Source organism: Ottowia sp. (genome assembly GCF_047601385.1).
Classification (GTDB): Bacteria; Pseudomonadota; Gammaproteobacteria; order Burkholderiales; family Burkholderiaceae_C; genus Ottowia.
Window position 1 is genome coordinate 3,763,242 of the sequence record NZ_JASGJP010000001.1, and the last position, 19,420, is coordinate 3,782,661.

The following is a 19,420-nucleotide window of genomic DNA, read 5'->3' on the forward strand; positions in this document are numbered from 1 at the left end:
CGGGGGCATGCAAAAAAATCTGGCGAGGGCCGGGCGCCGCGAGCAATAATGCACACTTCAAGACAATTGGTTACATGCGTCATGCTGGGATGGCTCCGCAGGAAGGCCGCACGCGCGCCGCAGGCGCTGGCGGGTGCCGAGATCGCCACGGACACGGTGCCGTCGGCGCTGCCGCCGCCCGCGCCGGTGGACTGGGCGCCGACGGTGCCGATGCCGGTGTCCGGCCCCGGCGAGCCCGGCGCGCGCCGCACGTCCGAGCTGCGCCGGCTGGCCGCCCTGCAGGCGCGGGGCGACGCGGCCTATCCGTACGTCGTCGAAACCGCGGCGCGGATCTGCGGCACGCCGCTGGCCGGCATCAGCCTGCTCGATGGCGGCGTCCTGGTCCTGAAGGCGGCCGTGGGCGTCACGCCGGCCGACCAGCAGGCCATCGCCCCATGGTGCCGGCGGGCGATGGCCGGCGCCGGTCCCGTGACGGTGCTGAGCGGCGCGACGATGGGCGGTGGCGCGGCCGGCCGGCCGCTGCGCTTCTATGCCGGGGCTCCGCTGGCCGGCGGGCGCGGCGTGCCGGAGGGCGTGGTGTGGGTGGCCGACGTGGCCGAGCGCGGACTCTCGCCGGTGCAGCTGCGCACGCTGGAGCTGCTGGCGCGCCAGACCACGCTGCTGATGGAATCGCGCGCGCCCTAGCGGATTTTCAAGAAAAATCGGCCTGCAGCGCCCGTCCAGAAAGCGCCAGCAGCTACATAAATTGTAGTGTCCGGGGCATTCGTGGCGGCGGGCGCGTTCAACGCCGCGCCGGTGGGCCAGGGCGCGGCCGGACTATCGCCAAAGTGACGAAGCGCCTGGCCGGGCGTTGTCCAGGGTGTTCTCCGCGTCCTAAACTAGTTCATTCAGAAGAAAGAACTCACCAGGCCGAGGAACGCTTCCCGCTGAAGTGAAATGGAGTGATGAGCACCTGTCCCAACTGCGGCACGCCGTGCCAGAGCGATCACCGCTATTGCTGGAGTTGCGGGGCGCTGCTGCATGCGCAGCGCGAGCTCAAGCAGGTGACGGTGCTGCTGGCCGACCTGTGCGATTCCACCGCGCGGGTGATCCAGACCGACGCCGAGGGCGGCCAAGCCTACCTGGACCTGGCCTACCAGCGCATGAGCGCCGCCGTCGGCGCCTACGGCGGCACCCAGGTGCAGTGGCGCGGCGACGAATTGCTGGCGCTGTTCGGCGCGCCCGTCGCCCAGGAGGACCACGCCCTGCGCGCCTGCCTGGCGGCCGAGGCGATGCTGGCCGCCATGAAGGCGGCCGCCCAGACTGCGCCGGGGGTACCGATGGAGGTGCGTATCGGGATCCATTCGGGCGAGGTGATCGCCGGCCCCGGCAGTGGCGAACTGGCGAGCAGCTACCGGGTGGACGGCGCGCCGGTGCACCTGGCTTCGCGGCTGGAGCGGCTGGCGCCGCCCGGCCGCGCCTACCTGAGCGGCAGCACCATGAAGCTGGTCGGCGGCCAGGTGTCGGCGCAGGCGCTGGGCACGCGCGAAGTTCGCGGCTTCGACGCGCCGGTGGACGTCTACGAGCTCCTGCCCGGCCCGCAGGGCTCGGCGGCGGCGCCGCTGGCCCGGCGCCACTACCTCGGGCCCTTCCTCGGCCGCGCCGAGGTGATGGACGCGGTGGGCGCGACCGCGAGCCGGGTTCAGGGCGGCCGCTGCCTGGGCGTGGGCATCCGCGGCGAGGCCGGCATCGGCAAGTCGCGCCTCGTCGCCGAACTGGGCGAGCGCCTGCGCGGCCTGGGCTTCGCCACCGCCTGGGCGGGCGCGCGCGGGTATGGCGTGCAGGCGCCCTACAGCCTGGCGGCGGACATCGTGCGTGCGCTGCGAGGCGAGGGTGGCGATGGCGATAGCGCCACCGCCGAGGCCCAGGCGCATGCCGCCGCGCTGGCCGACCTGCTGGGCACCGCGGATCCTGGCGAAGCCTGGCAGCGGCTGGCACCCCTGCAGCGGCGCGAGCGGCTCGAGGCGGCCTTCGTCTGGCTGGTCGGCGAGCAGGCCCGGCGCCAGCCCCTGGCGCTGCTGGTGGAAGACGTGTTCCTGGCTGACGAGCGCAGCCAGCGGCTGATCGCGTCGCTGGCCCAGCGGCTGGCCGCGCAGCCGCTGCTGCTGCTCATGAGCTACCGGCCCGACTTCGCCCCGCGCTGGCGCGAAGAGCCCTGGTTCGAGGAGCAGGCCCTGGGGCCGCTGCCGCCCGCCGACGCGGCACGGCTGGCGGACCACCTGATGGGCGGCGACCCTTCGCTCGCACCCATCCGCCGCGCCCTGCTCGACCGCGCCGCCGGCAACCCGCTGTTCCTGGAGCAGATGGTCATGACGCTGCTCGACGACGGCAGCCTGCAGGGGCCGCCGGGCGCGTGCCGCAGCCTGGCGGGCACTTCGCCGCTGAAGGTGCCGGCCTCCATCATGGCCATCATCGGCGCGCGGGTGGACCGCCTGCCGGCCGACGCCAAGGCCAGCCTGGAAGCGGCGGCCATCCTCGGCGAGCCGCTGCGAGCCGCGCTGCTGGCCGCCGTGCGCCGGATCGAGCCGGCCGAGGCCGAACGGCACCTGCGGCAGGCCCTGTCCGGCGGCCTGATCGTGGCGGTGCCGTTCCCGCCGGGCACCGGCTACGCGTTCCGCACCGGGCTCGTGCAGGAATCCGTGCTGGCCGCCATGACGCGCGCCCGGCGCCGCCAGCTTCACCGCGCAGCCTTCGAGGCGCTCGGCGCGCGCGCGGACGCGGCACCCGCCGACGCCGGCATGCTGGCCCAGCACGCGTTCGAGGGCGAGCAATGGCCGGCGGCGGCCCGGCATGCGCTGGCCGCGATGGCGCGCGCGCTGGCGCGGTCGGAGAACAAGGAAGCGCTGCGCCTGTTCGAACTCGGCCTTGGCGCCACCCGGCGAATCGAGCCGGAAGGCGAGCAACTGGGCAACGAACTGGCCCTGCGGCTGGAAGTGCTGGGCGCGCAGATGGCGCTGGGCCGGTTCGACGACATCATCGCCAACCTGGAGCGGGCCCAGGCCATCACCCACCTGCTGGGCGATCTGCGCCGGCAGGCGGGCGTGGCGGTGCAATTGGCGGTGACGCACTGGGGCTGCGGCAACTTCCGCCAGGGCCTGGCGGCGGCCACGCACGCCGGGCAAGTGGCGGCGGCGGCCGGCAGCCGCAGCGTGCAGATGGCGGCAGGCGTGGCGCGCATGATGCACAACCACGCCCTCGGCCGCTACGCCGACGCCGAGGCCGACGGCGCGCGGGTGGCGCGCGACTTCGCGGCCGAGTTGCAGGCGCGGCGCCTGCTGCCGGGCTGGGCCGTGATCGCGTCGGTCAACCTGGCGACCTTCCTGGCCGACACCCAGCTCTGGCGCGGCGACTTGGCCGCCGCGCAGGCGGCCTGCGACCAGGGCTACCGGGAATTGCAGGCGGAGGACCACCCCTTCTCCCGCGTGCTGCTCGACTTTGCCCAAGGCGTGCTGCTGATGGCGCGGCAGCGGCCCGAGGAAGCGACGGTGCTGCTGCACGCCTCGCTGGAGCTGTGCCGCGCGCACGAGCTGAGCAACATGCACCCGGCCATCCTGGCGCACCTGGCCGGCGCGCTGGCGCTCTGCGGCCGCGCGGACGAGGCCCTGGCGCTGCTGGAGCCCGCCGTCGCGCGGCACGCATCGAGCGCCGGCGGGCGCTACAACGAGTACTACTTTCCGTATTTCCTGGCGGTCGCGCTCGGCCGCGCGGCCCGCGTGGACGAGGCCATCGCCGCCGCGCGGCAGGCGTGCGATGCCGCCGCTTCGTTCGAGCAGCGCGGCCATGAGGTGCGCGCGCTGCTGCTGCTGGCGCGGCTGGAGGCCGTGGCCGGGCGCGCGCGCGGCGCCGCCGATCACCGGGCCGAGTCGCAGGCCCTGGCGCAGGAATGCGGCATGCACTGGCCGACGCTGGAAGCCGCCTGCGAGATCGGCGCCGGCCCGGCCCCTGCCGAGCGGGAGCCGGAACTGGCGGGGCAGGGCCATGCGTGAGAGCCGTTGGGCCCGCGCCAGGATCTGGGCGGTCTATCACGGCATCAGCGCGCTGATCCACCAGCCCAGGCTGCTGCGCCTCATCGCGCGCACCATCCAGCGCCAGCCCTGGGTGGGGTACGCGGCCGGCACCGTGGCCTCGCGCGCCGACGTCGCCGCCGCCTTCGACCGGCCGCTGGCCTTCTCCAGCACCGCGCACCGGCCCAACCTGGTGGCGGGCGAGTTCCTGATCGGCCTGGAGAGCGGCCCGCGCCACACGGCCGAGCGTGCTCGGCTGGAGGCACGCATGCCGCCGCCGGAGGATTTCGGGCGCTGCGCCGCCGACGAAAGCCGCGCGCGCTCGAATACGCTGCTGGCCGGTGGCGGCCATGCCTTCGACCTGATCGAAGACTACATGGTGCCGGTGGCCTGGCAGGCCATGAGCGGCGCCTTCGGGGCCGGGCTGCCGCGCCTGGAACCCGGCGACCCGATGTTCGCGCACCTGCGCGCCATCGGCGCCCACCTGATCATCGGCCGCGTGGCGACCAAGGCGGTGCAAGCGCGTGCGCGTGAAAGCGCCGCCGCGCTGAACGGCTGGGTGCGCGCGAACATCGCGCCGCTGCACGCGGCCTGGAACGCGAAAGGCGCGCTCAGCGAAGAAGAAGTGGCGCGCAACGTGGTCGGCGTGCTCTGGGTCGGTCACCCCGCCACCGTGCAGAGCGGCGCGCTGCTGGTGCAGGAAATGCTCTCCCGGCGCGCCGACCTGTGGCTGCGCGACCTGGCAAGCGACGTGCGGCGGCACGCCGACCCGTGGTCGGACGCCGATCTGCGCGAGCGGGTGCGGCTGCACGTGCTGGAGCTGCTGCGGCTGCGGCCGCCGTTCCCGCTGCTGATGCGCGACGTGCGGCGCGACACGCTGTACGGCACCGACGGCAAGGGGCGCGCCGGGGGTGGATCGGCGCTGACGCTGCTGGGCGTCGGCGCCATGAGCGACCCGGCTGCCGTGCCGGCCACGCCACCCTGCGCCTTCGCCCCCGGCCGGCCGCTCGCTTTCCCGGAGGACCGGACCCTGATGTTCGGCCGCGGCGGGCGCCAGTGCGTCGCGCGCGACCACGTGACCGAGACCCTGGTCAGCGCCTTCATCGGGCTGCTGCGGCTGCCCCGGCTCGCCTGGGCCGACCCGTGGTGGCGCCGCCTGCGTTACGACGGCCCGGCCATCGCCCGCCTGCGGCTGCGCTTCCGCGCGAACTGAGAGGCCGCCGATGCCCCGCCAACAGATGATCTGCTTCGTGACGCCCGGCGCGCCGGCGGCCGCCGGCCCGCGCGCGCAGCGGGCGCTGGCGGCCTTCGCCGAGCGCATCGGGCGCATCCACTTCGCCACGCTGGCCCTGCTGCCGCCCCCGCCCGACGCGCCGGCCGCGCAGGCGCCCGAGCTGCTGATGGAAGTGGTGGTGGACGAAGACCTGGCGCTGGCGGACCTGCTGGACCTGGCGCTGGCGCGGGCCTTCGGCGCGCTGTGGCGGCTCTATCGGCCGAACTGGCCCGGCTCGCCCGATGCCGACCGGGCGACGCGGCGCGCCTGGCTGCGCGCCTTTCTGCTGGAGCACGCCAGCCTGCCCGAGTGCGGCTTCGTGGGCGCGCGCGACCGCAGCGTGGCGCAGGTGCGGGAAGAACACCGGCTGTTCCAGGCCGCGCGCGCCGCCGTGCAGGGCCTGCCCGCCGACCGCCGGCCGGCCGATGCCGCCACCCTGGCCGGCGGCCTGCGGCGCTGGGCCGCGGCGGCCGGCTTCGGCTGGGTGGCCGCCAGCCCGGCGCCGCGCTCGCGCTGGCGCAAGGGGCCGGGCTTCGGGCTGGCCGGCTGGGCCGCCGTGGCGGCGCGGCTGGTGGTGCCCATCCCGGCGCTGTTCGGCCTGCTGACGGTCTTCGGCTGGCTGGTGCACATGGCGGGCGCCTGGCTGGGCAGGTGCGAGCTGGCGTTGCCGGACGCATCCGCCACGGCCGTGCTGCTGGCGGCCCTGGCCTTGCTGCCCGTGCTGCTCGTGCCGCTGGCGCTGGCCCTCACGACCCAGCTCGGCAAGCTGGGCGTGGTGGCCGTGGTGCTGTTCAGCGCCCTGGTGGCCGTGGTCTTGCTGCTCCGTGACCTGAAAGTCGGCTTCATCGGCCACGATTGGGCGCTGCTCACGCAATGGCTCGGCCACGCCCTGGTGGGCGTGGGGAGCCTGCTGGCCTTCGTTGCCGCCGCCGGGCTGGTCGTGCTGCTGCGCGTGGCGCTGGCGCTGCGCGCGCCGCCTTTCTTCCCCCTGGCCGCCATCCTGGGCGCGGCGCTGTTCACCGCTGGCGTCGTCTGGCTGTGCGCGCAGCCGGTGCTGGCCGTGCTGGCATCGCGGTGGTGGATGTCCGCGCCGCTGACGCTGGCGGCGCATCCGGCATGGGAGGCGCGGCTGGCGTGGGTGCTGGCCGCCGTCGCCGCGGTGGTGCTCGTCATTCTGCTGGTCACCCGGGTCATGATGAGGCTGACCCCCTGGCTGGCCCGCATCGCCACGCGCTGGCAGCGGCCCGGCCCACTGCCCGTTGCGCCCGCCCACCAGATTCACCCGAGCGTCGCCGCCTGCGAGGCCGGCCTGGCCGCGCGCAACGCCGTCGGCCACATGATCAGCCTGACCGAGATCCGGCGGCCCTATGCGTGGCACCGCTTCTGGCTGCGCCTGTGGCTGCGGCTCATCCACCAACTGGGTGAAACCGTCTTCACCGAAGGCGTCCTGGGCAGTGCCAGCGGCATCAAGTTCGGCCATTGGCGCATCATCGGCAACGGCCGGCGGCTGCTGTTCTGCAGCAACTTCGATGGTTTCTTCGGCGGCTACCTGGACGAGTTCATCCTGGGCGCCGCCGAGGGCGTGAACCTGATCTGGCAGCGCACCGAGCTGCGCCCGCGCGGCGCCGCGCGGCCGGGCGACCCCGATGTCGCCGCGCCTCGCCGCTTCCCGCCCACGCGATTCGGCATCTACCGGGGCTGCAAGGCCGAGCAGGCTTTCAAGGCTTATGCGCGCGTGAGCATGGTGTCGCACCTGGCGCGCTACGAAGCCTACAGCTTGTCGAACGAGGACATCGAGCGCGGCACGCGGCTGCGCGAGGCGCTGCGCGGCACGCCCAGCGCCGTCAAGAACGACCAGATCGCCAGGGCCCTCGAATCATGAACCCCCTCGACAGTTTCGTCGCCGACCTCGCCGACGTGCCCGCCATCGTCGGCAGCGGGCTGCCCGGGCTGCGCCGTTCGCGCTACCTGCTGATCCACATCGAGGACGCGCAGGCGGCGCTGGCCTGGCTGCGGCAGGTGCTGGCGCTGGACGTGGTGCACAGCGTGGAGCAGGTGCGGCAGGGCAAGCCCGGCCGGCGCTGGTGGCAGCGCGAGCGGGAGGATGCGCCGCAGCGCCGCAGCGAGCGCGTGGAGGAGTCGGTGACCCTGGCCTTCAGCCACGCAGGCCTGCGCGCCCTGGGGGCCGAGGAAGACCCCGGGCTGCCGTTCCCCAGCGCCTTCCGCGCCGGCATGGCCAGCCCGCTGCGCCGCCGCCTGCTGGGCGACGAGCCCGAGCCCTGGCGCTGGGGCGACGCGGGCGAGCCCGGCGAGTTCGCGGCCCACGTGCTGGTGGCGCACTGCTGGGCGGACGGCGCTACGCCAGCGCCGCCGCTCGACCCGGCGGCGCTGCCGGCGGGGCTGTGCGTGCTTTCGGTGTCGAGCTGCCCCAGCTACGTGGACCCGATGGCGCCCGGCGCGGGGCCGGCCATGTACGAGCCCTTCGGCTTCCGCGACGGCATCGGGCAGCCGGTGCTGGCGGGCCTGGCGCTGTCCACCTTCGAGCGCCGCGCGCGCGAGGCCGCGGGCGCGGCCTTCGAGGACCGCGTGGTGCAGCCGGGCGAGTTCGTGCTCGGCCAGCCGAACGAATACGCCGAGCGCGCCTACGCGCCCAGCCTCATGCACTGGCCCGGGGGCCGCTCGGCGGAGCGCGGCTTCGGGCGCAACGGCAGCTACCTGGCGGTGCGCCAGATCGAGCAGCATGTGTCCACCTTCCAGGACTTCGTGGCCGCCCACCCGGCGCTGCAGGGCGGTGCCGCGCTGGTCGGCAGGCATGCGGCCGATGGCCGCTCCCTGCTCGGCGTGGCGCGGGCGCCGAACGAGATCGACGCCTTCCGCTACTTGCAGACCGACGCCCACGGCTTCGAGTGCCCGCGCGGCGCCCACGCGCGCCGCGCGCAGCCGCGCGACGCGCTCTCGCACAGCGTGGCGCGCGGCATCGCGGCGTCGAAGATCCACCGCCTGCTGCGCCGTGGGCGCGTCTACACCGAAGCCTGTGCGGCCGGCGGCGCCATCGACGCCTGCCAGGGCCTGCCGGGCGGCCGCGACTGCAAGCACCCCTGCGGACACGGCCTGATGTTCGTGGCCCTGGCCGCCGACCTGGAGCGGCAGTTCGAGTTCGTGCAGCGCAACTGGATCAACGGCTCGCGCTTCGGCGACCTGAGCGACGAGCCCGATCCGCTGCTGGGCGCCAGCGCGCGGCGCGCCTTCAGCGTGCAGGGCTGCCCGGTCGGCCAGCGCATCGAAGGGCTGCCGCGCTTCACCACCGTGCGCGGCGGCGGCTATTTCTTCGCCCCCGGCCTGCGCGCGCTGCGCTGGCTTGCGGAGGGCAAGCAGTTCGGCGGCGGGTAAGTCAATCGGCGCCCGCCGGACCGGCGCCGATCGGGCTTTCCTCATCTGCCGCCACGTGTCTGAGCGCGCTGTGGCGTATCAGTGCAGCGGCTCGGCCAGCACGCGCGCCAGCCGGTCGTGCCGCTCCAGCAGCGGTGGCAGGTCGAGCGTGGCGAGCCGGCCTGCGCTCACCACCACGCGGCCGTTCACCACCACGTGGTCGGCCGGCGGCGGGGCGCACAGCAGCAGCGCGGCCACCGGGTCGTGCACGGCGCCGCCGGCCATCGCCAGGGTGTCGAGCCGGAACAGCGCCAGGTCGGCGCACATGCCGGGCGCCAGGTGGCCGATGTCGGCCGCGCGGCCCAGCACCTCGGCGCCGCCGCGCGTGGCCAGGCGCAGGGCGTCGCGCGCGGTCAGCTCGGCCGGGCCCAGGTCGCAGCCGAAGAAAGTGCGGCCGCCGCGCTGCTCGGGCGCCTGCATGGCGCGGCCCACGCGCGCCAGCAGCAGGGCCTGGCGCGCCTCGGCCACCAGGTGGGCGCCGTCGTTGCTGGCGCTGCCGTCCACGCCCAGGCCGACGGGCACGCCGGCGTCCAGCAGGCGGCGCACCGGGGCGATGCCGCTGGCCAGCCGCATGTTGCTGCACGGGCAGTGCGCCACGCCGGTGCGGCTGGCGGCGAACAGGCCGATGCCTTCCTCGTCCAGCCGCACGCAGTGGGCGTGCCACACGTCGTCGCCCAGCCAGCCCAGGTCCTGCGCGTACTGCGCCGGCGTGCGGCCGAAGGTGGCGCGGCTGTAGGCGAGGTCGTGGTCGTTCTCGGCCAGGTGCGTGTGCAGGCGCACGCCGCGCGCGCCGAAGCGCGGCGCATAGGCGCGCGCCAGCGCGGCCGACGCGCGCATCAGCGCGGGGCTGACGCTGAAGGGCGAACACGGCGCCAGCGCGATCTGCACCATGGCGCCGTGCGACGGGTCGTGCCAGCGCTCGATCAGGCGCTGGCTGTCGGCCAGGATGGCGTCCTCGCGCTCCACCAGCGCGTCGGGCGGCAGGCCGCCTCCGCTTTCGCCCACGCTCATGCTGCCGCGCGCGGCGACGAAGCGCATGCCGATGGCCTGCGCGGCCTCGATGCTGTCGTCCAGCCGCACGCCGTTCGGGTAGATGTAGAGGTGGTCGCTGCTGGTGGTGCAGCCCGACAGCAGCAGCTCGGCCATGGCCACCTGGGTGGACACGCGCACCATCTCGGGCGTGAGGCGCGCCCACAGCGGGTACAGGCCCTTCAGCCAGGTGAACAGCTCGGCGTCCTGCACGCCCGGCACCGCGCGCGTCAGGCTCTGGAACATGTGGTGGTGCGTGTTGACCAGGCCCGGCACCACCAGGTGCGCGCGGGCGTCGATGACGGTGTCGGCTTGCGTGGGTAGCTCGTGCGCCGGGCCGATGGCCTCGATGCGGTGGCCGCGCACCAGGATGGAGGCGTCGGCCAGCTCGGTGCCGGCGTCGTCCAGCGTGGCGACGCGGCGCGCGTGGCGCACGAGCAGCGTGGGCTCGCGCGCGCCGGTGGTCACGGCGCGGCGGGCAGTTGCAGCGCGGGCGCCGACACGCCCGCGGGCAGGCCGAGGGCGCTGAAGCGGAACACGTGTTCCTCCAGGTCGGCCATCACCGCCTGCCATTCGCCGTAGTAGGTGGCGTAGGGGCCTTTGATGCAGTGCCCACCGTGCGCCAGCGCGCGCTGCACGGCGGCATCGACGGCGGCGGGGGTGTCGAGCATGAAGGTGGGGTAGCCGGTGGTTTCGGGTCGCAGCGCCCGTGTGTCGTCGGGTTTTCGCTCCGATAATTGGAGCAGATCGTACGCCGCCGACGCATGGAAGCCGAACTGGAACTGCGGCGTGGCGACGGCGCGGTAGATGGGCGAGCGGCTTGCCGCATCCTCCGGCAGTTCGAGCACGGCCTGGTAGAAGCGCGACATGGCCTCGATGTCGCGGCAGAAGAAGTTGTGGAGCAGCTTCATGTCAGTGATGCATGGCGCTGCGCGCTACCCCTCCCACAGCGGATGGGAAATTGCACGGCATTCCTCCCTCTCCCCTTGTGGGAGAGGGCTGGGGAGAGGGGAGCGACGCATGCATGCGCGCGTGGTGCCCGAACCTCACCCTCTCCCCAACCCCTCTCCCACGAGGGGAGAGGGGCTTTTCGTGCGTGCAAGCGCGTGTGGTTCATGTCATGCCACCGCCATGTCCGGCCAGCTGCGCAATTTTCCGGGGTTGAGCAGGCCCTGTGGGTCGAAGCGCTGCTTGGCGCGCAGCACCGCCGGGTCGAGCTGGTGGTTCTGCTTGCCTTCCTCGACGATGTAGGTGTGCGGGTTGTTGATCTGCACGCCGTGGTCGCGGTGGATCTGCATGATCTCGTTCAGCCGCTCGTCGCTGGTGTAGCGGATCAGTTGCAGGCCGCTGCAGTTGAACACGCCCTCCTTGGTGCGCAGGAACTCCAGGTGCATCATTACCTCGCCGGCCAGCTCGGCCTCCAGCGCCTGGGCCTGCTGCACGCAGCGCGCGGGATCGAACCCGCTCTGGATGTAGGTCAGGCTCCTGTCCACCTTCATGGCGTGCAGGGTGGTGTGGTTCCAGGTGAACTCCAGCAGCGTCTTGGGCGCCTCACGCACTTCCTCGGCGCTCTTGCGGTAGGTGACGCGGCCGCCGCGCGCGCCGGCCATCTGCCGCATGCCGTCCTCGGCATGCGGGGCCACCAGCGTCAGCACGGCGTGGCAGCCGCGCGGCAGGAACTCGGCCAGCGCGGCCAGGTGGTCGGGCACCGGCGCGCCCAGGAAGCACAGCTCCTTCTTCACCAGCCCGGGCGCCTGGCCGAAGGCATGGGCGAAGCCCAGCGCCTGGTCGAATTCGTCGAACACGACGATGCACTCGCTCCATTCCACCGCGGGCGCCAGCGCCACTTCCAGCTCCAGCACGATGCCGTTGGTGCCATAGACGTGGTGCAGCGCCATGGCCTCGGGGCCGCGCAGCTCGACCAGCTGCGGCTCGGGCTCGACGCTGATCACGCGCGCGCCCAGCACGTTGCCGGGCGCGGCCAGCGGCCCGTAGTTGATCGAGCCGGCGCCGCCGAAGCCGCCGCCGAACAGGCCGCCCAGCGTGGCGCTGCGGTAGGTGGAGGGCACCCAGCGCAGCTCGCGCCCGTAGCCGCGCGCGTGCTGGTCGAAGTCGGCCAGGCGGATGCCGGCCTGCGCGCGGCCGACGTCGCCGGCCACCCAGCCGAAGCCGTCGTAGGCGCTCATGTCGAGCAGCACGCCGCCGTGCAGGGGGGTGGACTGGCCGTAGTTGCCGGTGCCGCTGCCGCGCACGGTGATCGGCAGGCCGGCGCGGGCGCAGACGGCCACCACCTCCACCACCTCCTGCTCGGTGCGCGGGCGCACGGCGATGTCGCCCTGCTTGCCCTCCAGCGCGCGCTTGAGCACGGGGCTGAACCAGGCGAAGTCCTGCGACAGGCGGGCGACGCGCTTGGGGTCGGTGATCCAGTCGAGCTGGGGCAGCTCCCGGGGCAGGTGGCTGGCGGTGGACGCGGTCATGTCGTGCAGGAAGAGCTTATAAGCAAAATTGGCCTCCAGCGCTTGCTGGGCGGGCGCGAGCAGCTATATATACGATAGCGTTTATCAGTCGTGCGAGGTTTCACTCGCGTGCCAGCCACCCAGCGCCCGGCGCGTGAGCCAGGCCATCAGCACGAACAGCCCCACGCCGGCGAGCGAGATCAGCAGCAGCGCCGCGAACATGCGCGGGATGTTGAGCTGGAAGCCCGATTGCAGGATCTGGTAGGCCAGCCCGGCGCCGGTGCCGCCGGTGCCGGCGACGAACTCGGCCACCACGGCGCCGATCAGCGCCAGCCCGCTGGAGATGCGCAGGCCGCCGAAGAAGTAGGGCAGCGCGCTCGGGATGCGCAGGCGCACCAGCGTCTGCCAGCGGCTGGCGTGGTTGAGCTTGAAATAGGCTTGCAGGTCCGGGTCCACGCTGCGCAGCCCCAGCGTGGTGTTGCTGATGATGGGAAACAGCGCCACCAGCGCGGCGCAGATCACCATCGACAGCGTCGGGTCCTTGAACCAGATGATGATCAGCGGCGCCACCGCCACGATGGGCGTGACCTGGAGCAGCACGGCGTAGGGGAACAGCGCGGTCTCGATGGCCTTGCTCTGCACGAACAGGAAGCTGATCAGCACGCCCGCCAGCGTGGCCGCCGCGAACGCCAGCACGGTGATCTTCAGCGTGACCCACAGCGACAGCATCAGCGGCGCGAAGTCGGTGGCCAGCGTCTGCATCATCAGCAGCGGCGAGGGCACCAGGTAGGGCGGCAGCTCCAGCCCCACCACCAGCCCCTGCCACAGCGCCAGCAGCAGCACGCCGACCAGCAGCGGGTAAACGACGCGCTGTACGTTGGGGCGGCGCAGCCAGGGTGTGCGGCGCGGCGCTGCAGCGGGGCGCGGCGTGGAGCGGGCCTGAGTGCGTGCTGGGGTGGACGCCGGGGCCGGCGCGGACGTAAGGGCGGTAGCAGCGGTCATGCGGCAAGCTCCTCGGCGCCGGCCGCGCTGGCGCGGTGCAGGCTGTCCTGCAACTGCCTGGCGTGGCGGCTGAATTCGGGGCTGACGGTGAAGTCGTCGGTGCGCGGAAACGGCGCGTCGATGGCGAACTGCTCCACCACGCGGCCCGGCCGCGCGGCCATCATCACCACGCGGGTGGAGAGGAACACCGCCTCGTGGATCGAATGGGTGACGAAGATCACCGTCAGGTTCTTCTTCTGCCACAGCTCCAGCAGGTCGGCGTCCAGCTTGTGGCGGGTGATCTCGTCCAGCGCGCCGAAGGGCTCGTCCATCAGCAGCAGGTCGGGCTCGGTCACCAGGCCGCGCGCGATCGACACGCGCATCTGCATGCCGCCCGACAACTGGCGCGGCAGCGCGCCGGCGAACTTCGACAGGCCCACCAGCGCCAGCGCGTCGGCCACGCGGGCGTCGGCCTCAGGCCGCGGCACGCCGGCCAGGTCCAGCGGCAGGCGCACGTTGGCCTGCACGCTGGCCCAGGGCATGAGCGTGGGCGCCTGGAACACGAAGGCCATCTTCTTGCCGGCCTCGTGCAGTTGCGGCACCGGCTTGCCCCACAGGTACAGGCGCCCGTCGGTCGGCTCCAGCAGGCCGGCGACCATCTTCAGCAGCGTGCTCTTGCCGCAGCCCGAGGGGCCGAGCAGGGTGACGAACTCGCCCTGCGCGATGCTGAGATCGACGGGCAGCAGCGCCTGCGTGCCGTCGGGGTAGGTCTTTTCGACCGACAGCACGTCGACCGCGGCCGGGCGCTCGACGCTCATCGGACCACCCTCCGTCCTTCGGACTGCGGGTGCGAGCGCCTTCGGAGCGGCCGGGCGGCGCTCACCGGACCACCCTCCGTCCTTCGGACTGCGGGTGCGAGCGCCTTCGGAGCGGCCGGGCGGCACTCATGGCAGCACGCGCACGTTCTTGATGAAGTCGAGCGTGTAGCCCTCGCCCGGCTTGACCTTGGCCGGGTCGAGCAGCTTGTGCTCCACCAGGAAGTCGTGGCTGGCCTTCAAGCGCTCGGGCGTCATGGCGCCGATGCCCAGCCTGGGCGCGTCGCCGCCGGTCACCATGCCCATTTCCTTGAGCTTGGCCACGCTGTAGGCCAGCTGCTCGTCGGTCATGTTGGGGTTGTCCTTCTTGATCAGGGCGTTGCCTGGCGCCGGGTCGGCCAGGTAGCTCTTCCAGCCTTCCATGGACGCCTTCACGAAGGCCTGCACCGCCTTGGCGCGCTCCTTCAGCGTCTTGTCCATGCAGCTGATGGTGGTGGCGTAGGCGGGGAAGCCGTGGTCGCTGAACATCAGCACATTGGCCTTGACGCCGGCCTTCTGGATGGCGAAGGGCTCGGAGGTCAGGTAGCCCTGCTGCACCGCGTTCTTGTCGGCCACGAAGGGCTGGATGTTGAAGGTGTAGGGGCGCGTCTGCGCGTCCGTCAGGCCGAACTTGGCCTTCAGCCACGGCCAGTAGCCGCGCTGCGCGGAGGAGGCGATCAGGATGGTCTTGCCCTTCAGGTCCTCGAACTTCTTCACGTCCTCGTGCCCGATCAGCACCTGCGGATCCTTCTGGAACACGGCGGCCACGGTGGTGACGGGCACGCCGCCCTCGCGCGTCTGCAGCATCTGCAAGTCGCTGGAGCCCATCACGCAGTCGGCCTGGCCGCCGGCCATGAGCTGCACCACGTTGACCTGCGGGCCGCCCATCTTCAGCGTGACGTCCAGCCCGGCCTGCTTGTACAGGCCGGTGGCGATGGCCTGGTAGAAGCCGCCGTGCTCGGCCTGCGCGTACCAGTTGGTCAGGTAGGTGAACTTCTCCTGTGCGGCGGCGGAAGCGGCGGCCAGGGCCAGGGCCGCGGGGAGGGCGAGGCGGATGATGGGGTGGATCATGGGCGGCTCCGGTGCGTGAACGTGGACGTGCCGTGCGTCATGCAGGATTCAGGCCAGCCGCGCTTTCGACGTCGCCGCGCTGGTGGCCGCGGCCCCAGGTGGCCTGCGCGCGCGGAGCCCATTGCAGCTGGTGCAGTTCGGTGATGGCCTGCGCCCAGCTCTCGGCCAGCGAGTCGAGGATGGCCATCCCCTGCTCGCGCGTGGCCGGCAGCGGGTCGCCGATGACGCCGCTGGGGCCGAAGTCGCGCGCGCTCCAGGCGCAGGCGGGGCGGCCGTCGGGCGACAGCAGCGGGCTGGGAAAGGGCGGCGGGTAGTTGGCCACCGCGCGGTCCATGCGCACGGTGTCGGGCGCCAGCGCCAGCATCAGCGCCGTCTCGGCATGGCCGGCGTGCATGGCGAGCTTTTTCTCCTGCTCGCTCAGGTAGCGGCCGGCCACGTGCGGCACGCGCCAGGTGAAGCCGGGCACGACGATGAAGTCGCCGTGGCGCAGGCGCAGCTCGCGCGCGGCCATCTCCATCACCTGCGGCTGGCCGCCGTGGCCGTTGACGATGAGCAGCTTGCGGAAGCCGGCGCGGTACACCGACTCGCCCACCTCGTTCATGGTGGCCAGCAGGGTCTCGCCGGTCAGCGTGACGGTGCCGGGAAAGTGCAGGTGCTCCTCCGACTTGCCGTAGGCGATGGGCGTCATGGCGAAGGCGGGCACGCCGGCGGGCAGCCGCGCCAGCGCGTGGCCCATGACGCCGGCGGCGATCACCGTGTCCACCGCGCAGGGCAGGTGCGGGCCATGCTGCTCGGTGGCGCCGGCGGGCAGCACGACGACGGTGTTGGCCTTGTCGGGGAGCTGATCGATCTCGGTCCAGCTCAGGTAGGGCAGGTAGCGGTGGGGCGGGGTGTAGCCGTGCAGCATGGGGTCAGCGGGTCGGCAGCCACGCGGTGGCTTCGACCTCGATCAGGATGTCGGGCGTGGGCAGCATGCCACTGACTTCCACCACCGTGGAGGCCGGCGGCTCGCCGGGGAAGAACAGCTTGCGCACGCGGCTGTAGTGCGGGAAGTGGTCGAGGCACTTGAAGTACTGCACCAGCTTGATGACGTCGCTCATGCGACCGCCGGCCGCTTCGATGGTCTGCCGGATGCCGTCCAGCACGGCCCAGCTTTGGGCCAGGATGGGGCCCTCCTTGACGTCGGTGCTGAACTCGCCGGTGCGGCCGATCAGGTCGGCGGCCTCGGGCGGGATGTCGGTGTAGCCGCGCACGATCTTGCCCGCCGCCGGGTCGACCGCGATCACGCCGGAGAGGAACACCAGGTCGCCCGCGCGGCGCCAGGCGGCGTAGCGGGCCAGTGGTTGGCCGGAAGCGGGTGTGTTCACGCGTTGACCTCCGCGGGAACGGGGCAGGCCGTCCACGCCGCCGGCACGGCGCCCGCCAGCGGCTCGCCGCCGCGCAGCACCACGCGCGGCTGCGTGCGCGACGGAAAGCCCCAGGCATCGGCGCGCGGGAACACCACCAGATCGGCCGGCGCGCCGGGACGCAGCGGCAGCGCGGGCGGCCCGGCGCGCAGCGCGTCGGCGCGGCAGAGGGTGTCGGACCAGTGGTCGAAGGCGTTGTCCAGCTGGCCGGCGGCGGCGCCCAGCGCCAGCGCCTCCAGCGGGTCGTAGCTGCCCGTGGGGCAGAACGGGTCTTGCACGTTGTCGCTGGCCAGCAGCACCGGGATGCCGCGCTGGCGCGCCTCCTTGAGCAGCGTCAGCCCGCGCTGGCGCGGCGTGCGGCCGACCTCCGCGTCTTGCAGCAGCAGGTTGGTGGCGGGCAGGCCGATGAGGGTGATGGGCGCGCGCGCCACCGCGTCCAGGATGCGCAGCGCCTCGTCGCGCGGCTTGGCGGCCAGCGCGCAGGCGTGGCCGCAGACCACGCGGCCGGCGAAGCCCAGCTCGGCCAGCAGCGCGGCGGTGGCGGCCAGGCCCTGGGCGTCGGGGTTCAGCTCCTCGTCGCAGTGCAGGTCCACGTCCAGCCCGTGGGCCTGCGCGGCCTCCAGCAGGTGGCGCAGTGCCGTGGGGTGCCAGGTGGTGGAATGCACGAAGCCGCCCAGGCAGGCGCCGTGGCCGCCGGCGGCCACGGCGCGGGCGGTGGCGAAGGCCCAGTCGCGGTCCTGGTACAGCGTGAGCGGGCTGAGGTTGACGCGCTCCAGCAGCAGCCGGCCGCGCCACTGCTCGGCCAGCTCGCGCAGCACCGGCCAGGCGACGGGCACGCTTGCTAAGTCCCACCAGTCGCAGTGGGTGCGCAGGTGCACGCTGCCGGCCTCGTGCGCCCAGCCGAGCGCGCGCGTGGCGCGGGCGCGCACGTCGCCGGGCGTCCAGCCGGCCTTGTCCGCCATCATGGCGTCGATGGCGCCCAGCAGGCCGGGCCGCACCTCGCCCAGGCGGGCGCGGGTGAAGGTCTTGTCCAGGTGCAGGTGGGCATCGACCAGGCCGGGCAGCACGGGGGCGCCGCCCAGGTCCCAGGGCTCGGCGTCGTCAGGGGCGGCCTGCCCGTCGTGCGGCGCGATGCGCTCGATGCGGCCACGGGTCAGCCCGACGTCGGCCAGGCGCGGCTCGGCGCCGTCGCGCGGCCAGTCGGCGGGCAGCAGCCATCGCGGCAGGCGGGCGCGGCGCAGCAGGCGGGCCATGGCTCAGCTCAGCGTGGCCATGGCACGGGCCACGCGCTGCTTGAAGGCGTCCAGGCTGGCGGGCGTGGCCATGTTCATGTGGTAGTGGGCGTAGTAGTCGGCGCGGGCCGAGCCGCCGGTGAGCAGGCGCAGGTAGCGCGTGATGGTCTTGCGCGGCGGATCGCCCATGTACCAGGCCACGTAGCGCGGCCGGCCGTAGGTGACGACGCCGACGATGCGCTTGATGTTCGTCAGCGCGGGTTTGACGTTCTCGGGCGTGCTGATGTCGAAGGCCACGCCGGGCATCAGCACGCGGTCGAAGAAGCCCTTGAGCATGGCCGGCAGACCGAAGCACCAGGTGGGAAAGCAGAACACCAGCGCCTCGGCGCGTTGCAGCCGCTCGACGTAGGACTTCACGGGCAACTGGTTGTGCGGCACCTCGTGGTAGCCCAGCCGCTCCTCGCGCGACATGACGGGGCTGAAGCCCTCGGCGTAGAGGTCGCAGTCGTCCACCTCGTGGCCGGCGGCGCGCAGCTGGCTCACCACGATCTGGTGCAGGGCGGCGTTGAAGCTGGATTCGACCGGGTGCGAGAAGACGACGAGAACGCGCATGGGCAGGCGGCGGCGGGCAGAGGGCAACGCGTGATTCACGCAAGCGGCATGCCAGTCCGCCGGTCGCGCCAGCGCGGCGGCGGTGACCGAATTGGTGCCCGCGGGGATCCGAACGCGGTGCGCCCGCAGCGGCGCTGCGCACGAAAACTGTGCGCAAGCCGAAAATACTACAAATTAAATAGCTGCTCGCGCTTGGCTGGCGGGCGCTGGAGGCCGATTTGGCTTTAAACCCCGAGGTGTTGCGTCAGCAGCTCGGGCTGGGCGCGGAGCTGCTCGGACGTGCCCTCGAACACCACCTGCCCCTTGACCAGGATGACGTTGCGGTCGGTCACCTGCGTCACGTGCTTCCAGTTCTTGTCGACGATGACGCTGCTGATGCCGCTGGCGCGGATCAGGTCGCAGATGCGCCAGATCTCGCGCGCGATCAGCGGCGCCAGGCCCTCGGTGGCTTCGTCGAGGATCAGCACGTCGGGGTTGGTCATCAGCGCGCGGCCGATGGTCAGCATCTGCTGCTCGCCGCCTGACAGTTGCTGGCCGCCGTGGTGCAGGCGCTCGGCCAGGCGCGGGAAGGTTTCCAGCACGCGCTCGTAGGTCCAGTCCTTCTGCCCGCGCGTGCCGGGGCGGGCGGCCATCTTCAGGTTCTCGACCACGCTCAGGTTGCCGAAGATGCCGCGCCCCTCGGGCACGTAGGCCACGCCGAGCTGGGCGATCTCGTAGGGCGCGCGGCCGGTCATCGGCTTGCCCATCACCAGCACGCCGCCGGCGCGCGGCTTGACCAGACCCATGATGGACTTGAGCAGCGTGCTTTTGCCCATGCCGTTGCGGCCCATCAGCCCGATGGTCTCGCCCCGGCGCACCATGAAGTTCACGCCCTTGAGGATGTGGCTCGCGCCGTAGTAGCTGTGCAGGTCGATGGCGTGGATCAGCAGGTCGCGGTCTTCGTCGGCGCGCGGCGCGGGCGCGTCCCATTGCGGGCGTGGCGACAGCGGGTTGTGCGGATCGTCTTGGACGTTGGCGTTGGCTGCGGTGGCCAT

Annotated in this window: 16 protein-coding genes; 5 read left to right on the forward strand and 11 right to left on the reverse strand. The window is 72.9% G+C overall.

What is annotated here, in order from left to right:
* Positions 1-81 precede the first annotated feature (81 nt).
* The 5 genes from QM772_RS18240 (at position 82) to QM772_RS18260 (ending at position 8,706) form a co-directional block, all read left to right on the forward strand.
* Positions 82-684 (forward strand): hypothetical protein, encoded by a 603-nt coding sequence (locus tag QM772_RS18240; protein ID WP_415139015.1) that lies wholly within the window; start codon positions 82-84, stop codon positions 682-684.
* Positions 685-944: 260 nt separating this feature from the next.
* The gene (locus QM772_RS18245; protein WP_415139017.1) at positions 945-4,025 is read left to right on the forward strand and encodes an adenylate/guanylate cyclase domain-containing protein; all 3,081 of its coding nucleotides are present in this window, start codon (positions 945-947) and stop codon (positions 4,023-4,025) included.
* Positions 4,018-5,256, forward strand: a complete 1,239-nt coding sequence (locus tag QM772_RS18250; RefSeq protein WP_415139019.1) for a hypothetical protein — start codon at positions 4,018-4,020, stop codon at positions 5,254-5,256. Before QM772_RS18245 ends, QM772_RS18250 begins: the two co-directional genes overlap by 8 nt.
* A gap of 10 nt (positions 5,257-5,266) precedes the next feature.
* Positions 5,267-7,198: a hypothetical protein gene (locus tag QM772_RS18255; RefSeq protein WP_415139021.1), complete on the forward strand. Its 1,932-nt coding sequence runs from the start codon at positions 5,267-5,269 to the stop codon at positions 7,196-7,198.
* Complete coding sequence (locus QM772_RS18260; protein ID WP_415139023.1) at positions 7,195-8,706, forward strand: Dyp-type peroxidase; 1,512 nt, start codon at positions 7,195-7,197, stop codon at positions 8,704-8,706. The genes QM772_RS18255 and QM772_RS18260 overlap by 4 nt, the downstream gene beginning before the upstream one ends.
* A 78-nt stretch (positions 8,707-8,784) precedes the next feature.
* On the opposite strand, the gene QM772_RS18265 is transcribed toward QM772_RS18260, so the two are convergent.
* From QM772_RS18265 to QM772_RS18315, 11 genes are all read right to left on the reverse strand, one after another.
* On the reverse strand, positions 8,785-10,347 hold the full coding sequence (locus QM772_RS18265) for an 8-oxoguanine deaminase (protein WP_415139025.1): 1,563 nt from the start codon (positions 10,345-10,347) through the stop codon (positions 8,785-8,787).
* Positions 10,239-10,685: a VOC family protein gene (locus tag QM772_RS18270; protein ID WP_415139027.1), complete on the reverse strand. Its 447-nt coding sequence runs from the start codon at positions 10,683-10,685 to the stop codon at positions 10,239-10,241. The genes QM772_RS18265 and QM772_RS18270 overlap by 109 nt, the downstream gene beginning before the upstream one ends.
* Before the next feature lie 207 nt (positions 10,686-10,892).
* Positions 10,893-12,251 (reverse strand): FAD-binding oxidoreductase, encoded by a 1,359-nt coding sequence (locus QM772_RS18275; RefSeq protein ID WP_415139029.1) that lies wholly within the window; start codon positions 12,249-12,251, stop codon positions 10,893-10,895.
* An 84-nt stretch (positions 12,252-12,335) separates the two neighbouring features.
* On the reverse strand, positions 12,336-13,232 hold the full coding sequence (locus tag QM772_RS18280; RefSeq protein WP_415139031.1) for an ABC transporter permease: 897 nt from the start codon (positions 13,230-13,232) through the stop codon (positions 12,336-12,338).
* Positions 13,229-14,029 carry an ABC transporter ATP-binding protein gene (locus tag QM772_RS18285; RefSeq protein ID WP_415139033.1) on the reverse strand — a complete coding sequence of 267 codons (801 nt, stop codon included), beginning with the start codon at positions 14,027-14,029 and terminating at the stop codon, positions 13,229-13,231. Before QM772_RS18285 ends, QM772_RS18280 begins: the two co-directional genes overlap by 4 nt.
* Positions 14,030-14,155: 126 nt before the next feature.
* Entirely contained in the window at positions 14,156-15,136 is a 981-nt protein-coding gene (locus QM772_RS18290) for an ABC transporter substrate-binding protein (RefSeq protein WP_415139035.1), read from the reverse strand.
* A 37-nt stretch (positions 15,137-15,173) separates the two neighbouring features.
* Positions 15,174-16,043 (reverse strand): creatininase family protein, encoded by an 870-nt coding sequence (locus tag QM772_RS18295; RefSeq protein ID WP_415139037.1) that lies wholly within the window; start codon positions 16,041-16,043, stop codon positions 15,174-15,176.
* Between the two features lie 4 nt (positions 16,044-16,047).
* A complete protein-coding gene (locus QM772_RS18300; RefSeq protein ID WP_415139039.1) occupies positions 16,048-16,503 on the reverse strand; it encodes a RidA family protein in 456 nt (151 codons plus the stop codon).
* Positions 16,500-17,795 carry an amidohydrolase family protein gene (locus QM772_RS18305; RefSeq protein WP_415139041.1) on the reverse strand — a complete coding sequence of 432 codons (1,296 nt, stop codon included), beginning with the start codon at positions 17,793-17,795 and terminating at the stop codon, positions 16,500-16,502. Before QM772_RS18305 ends, QM772_RS18300 begins: the two co-directional genes overlap by 4 nt.
* Positions 17,796-17,798: 3 nt before the next feature.
* Positions 17,799-18,386, reverse strand: coding sequence for an NAD(P)H-dependent oxidoreductase (locus QM772_RS18310; protein WP_415139043.1), 588 nt, complete (start codon positions 18,384-18,386; stop codon positions 17,799-17,801).
* A 224-nt stretch (positions 18,387-18,610) separates the two neighbouring features.
* Positions 18,611-19,420: an ABC transporter ATP-binding protein gene (locus QM772_RS18315; protein ID WP_415139045.1), complete on the reverse strand. Its 810-nt coding sequence runs from the start codon at positions 19,418-19,420 to the stop codon at positions 18,611-18,613.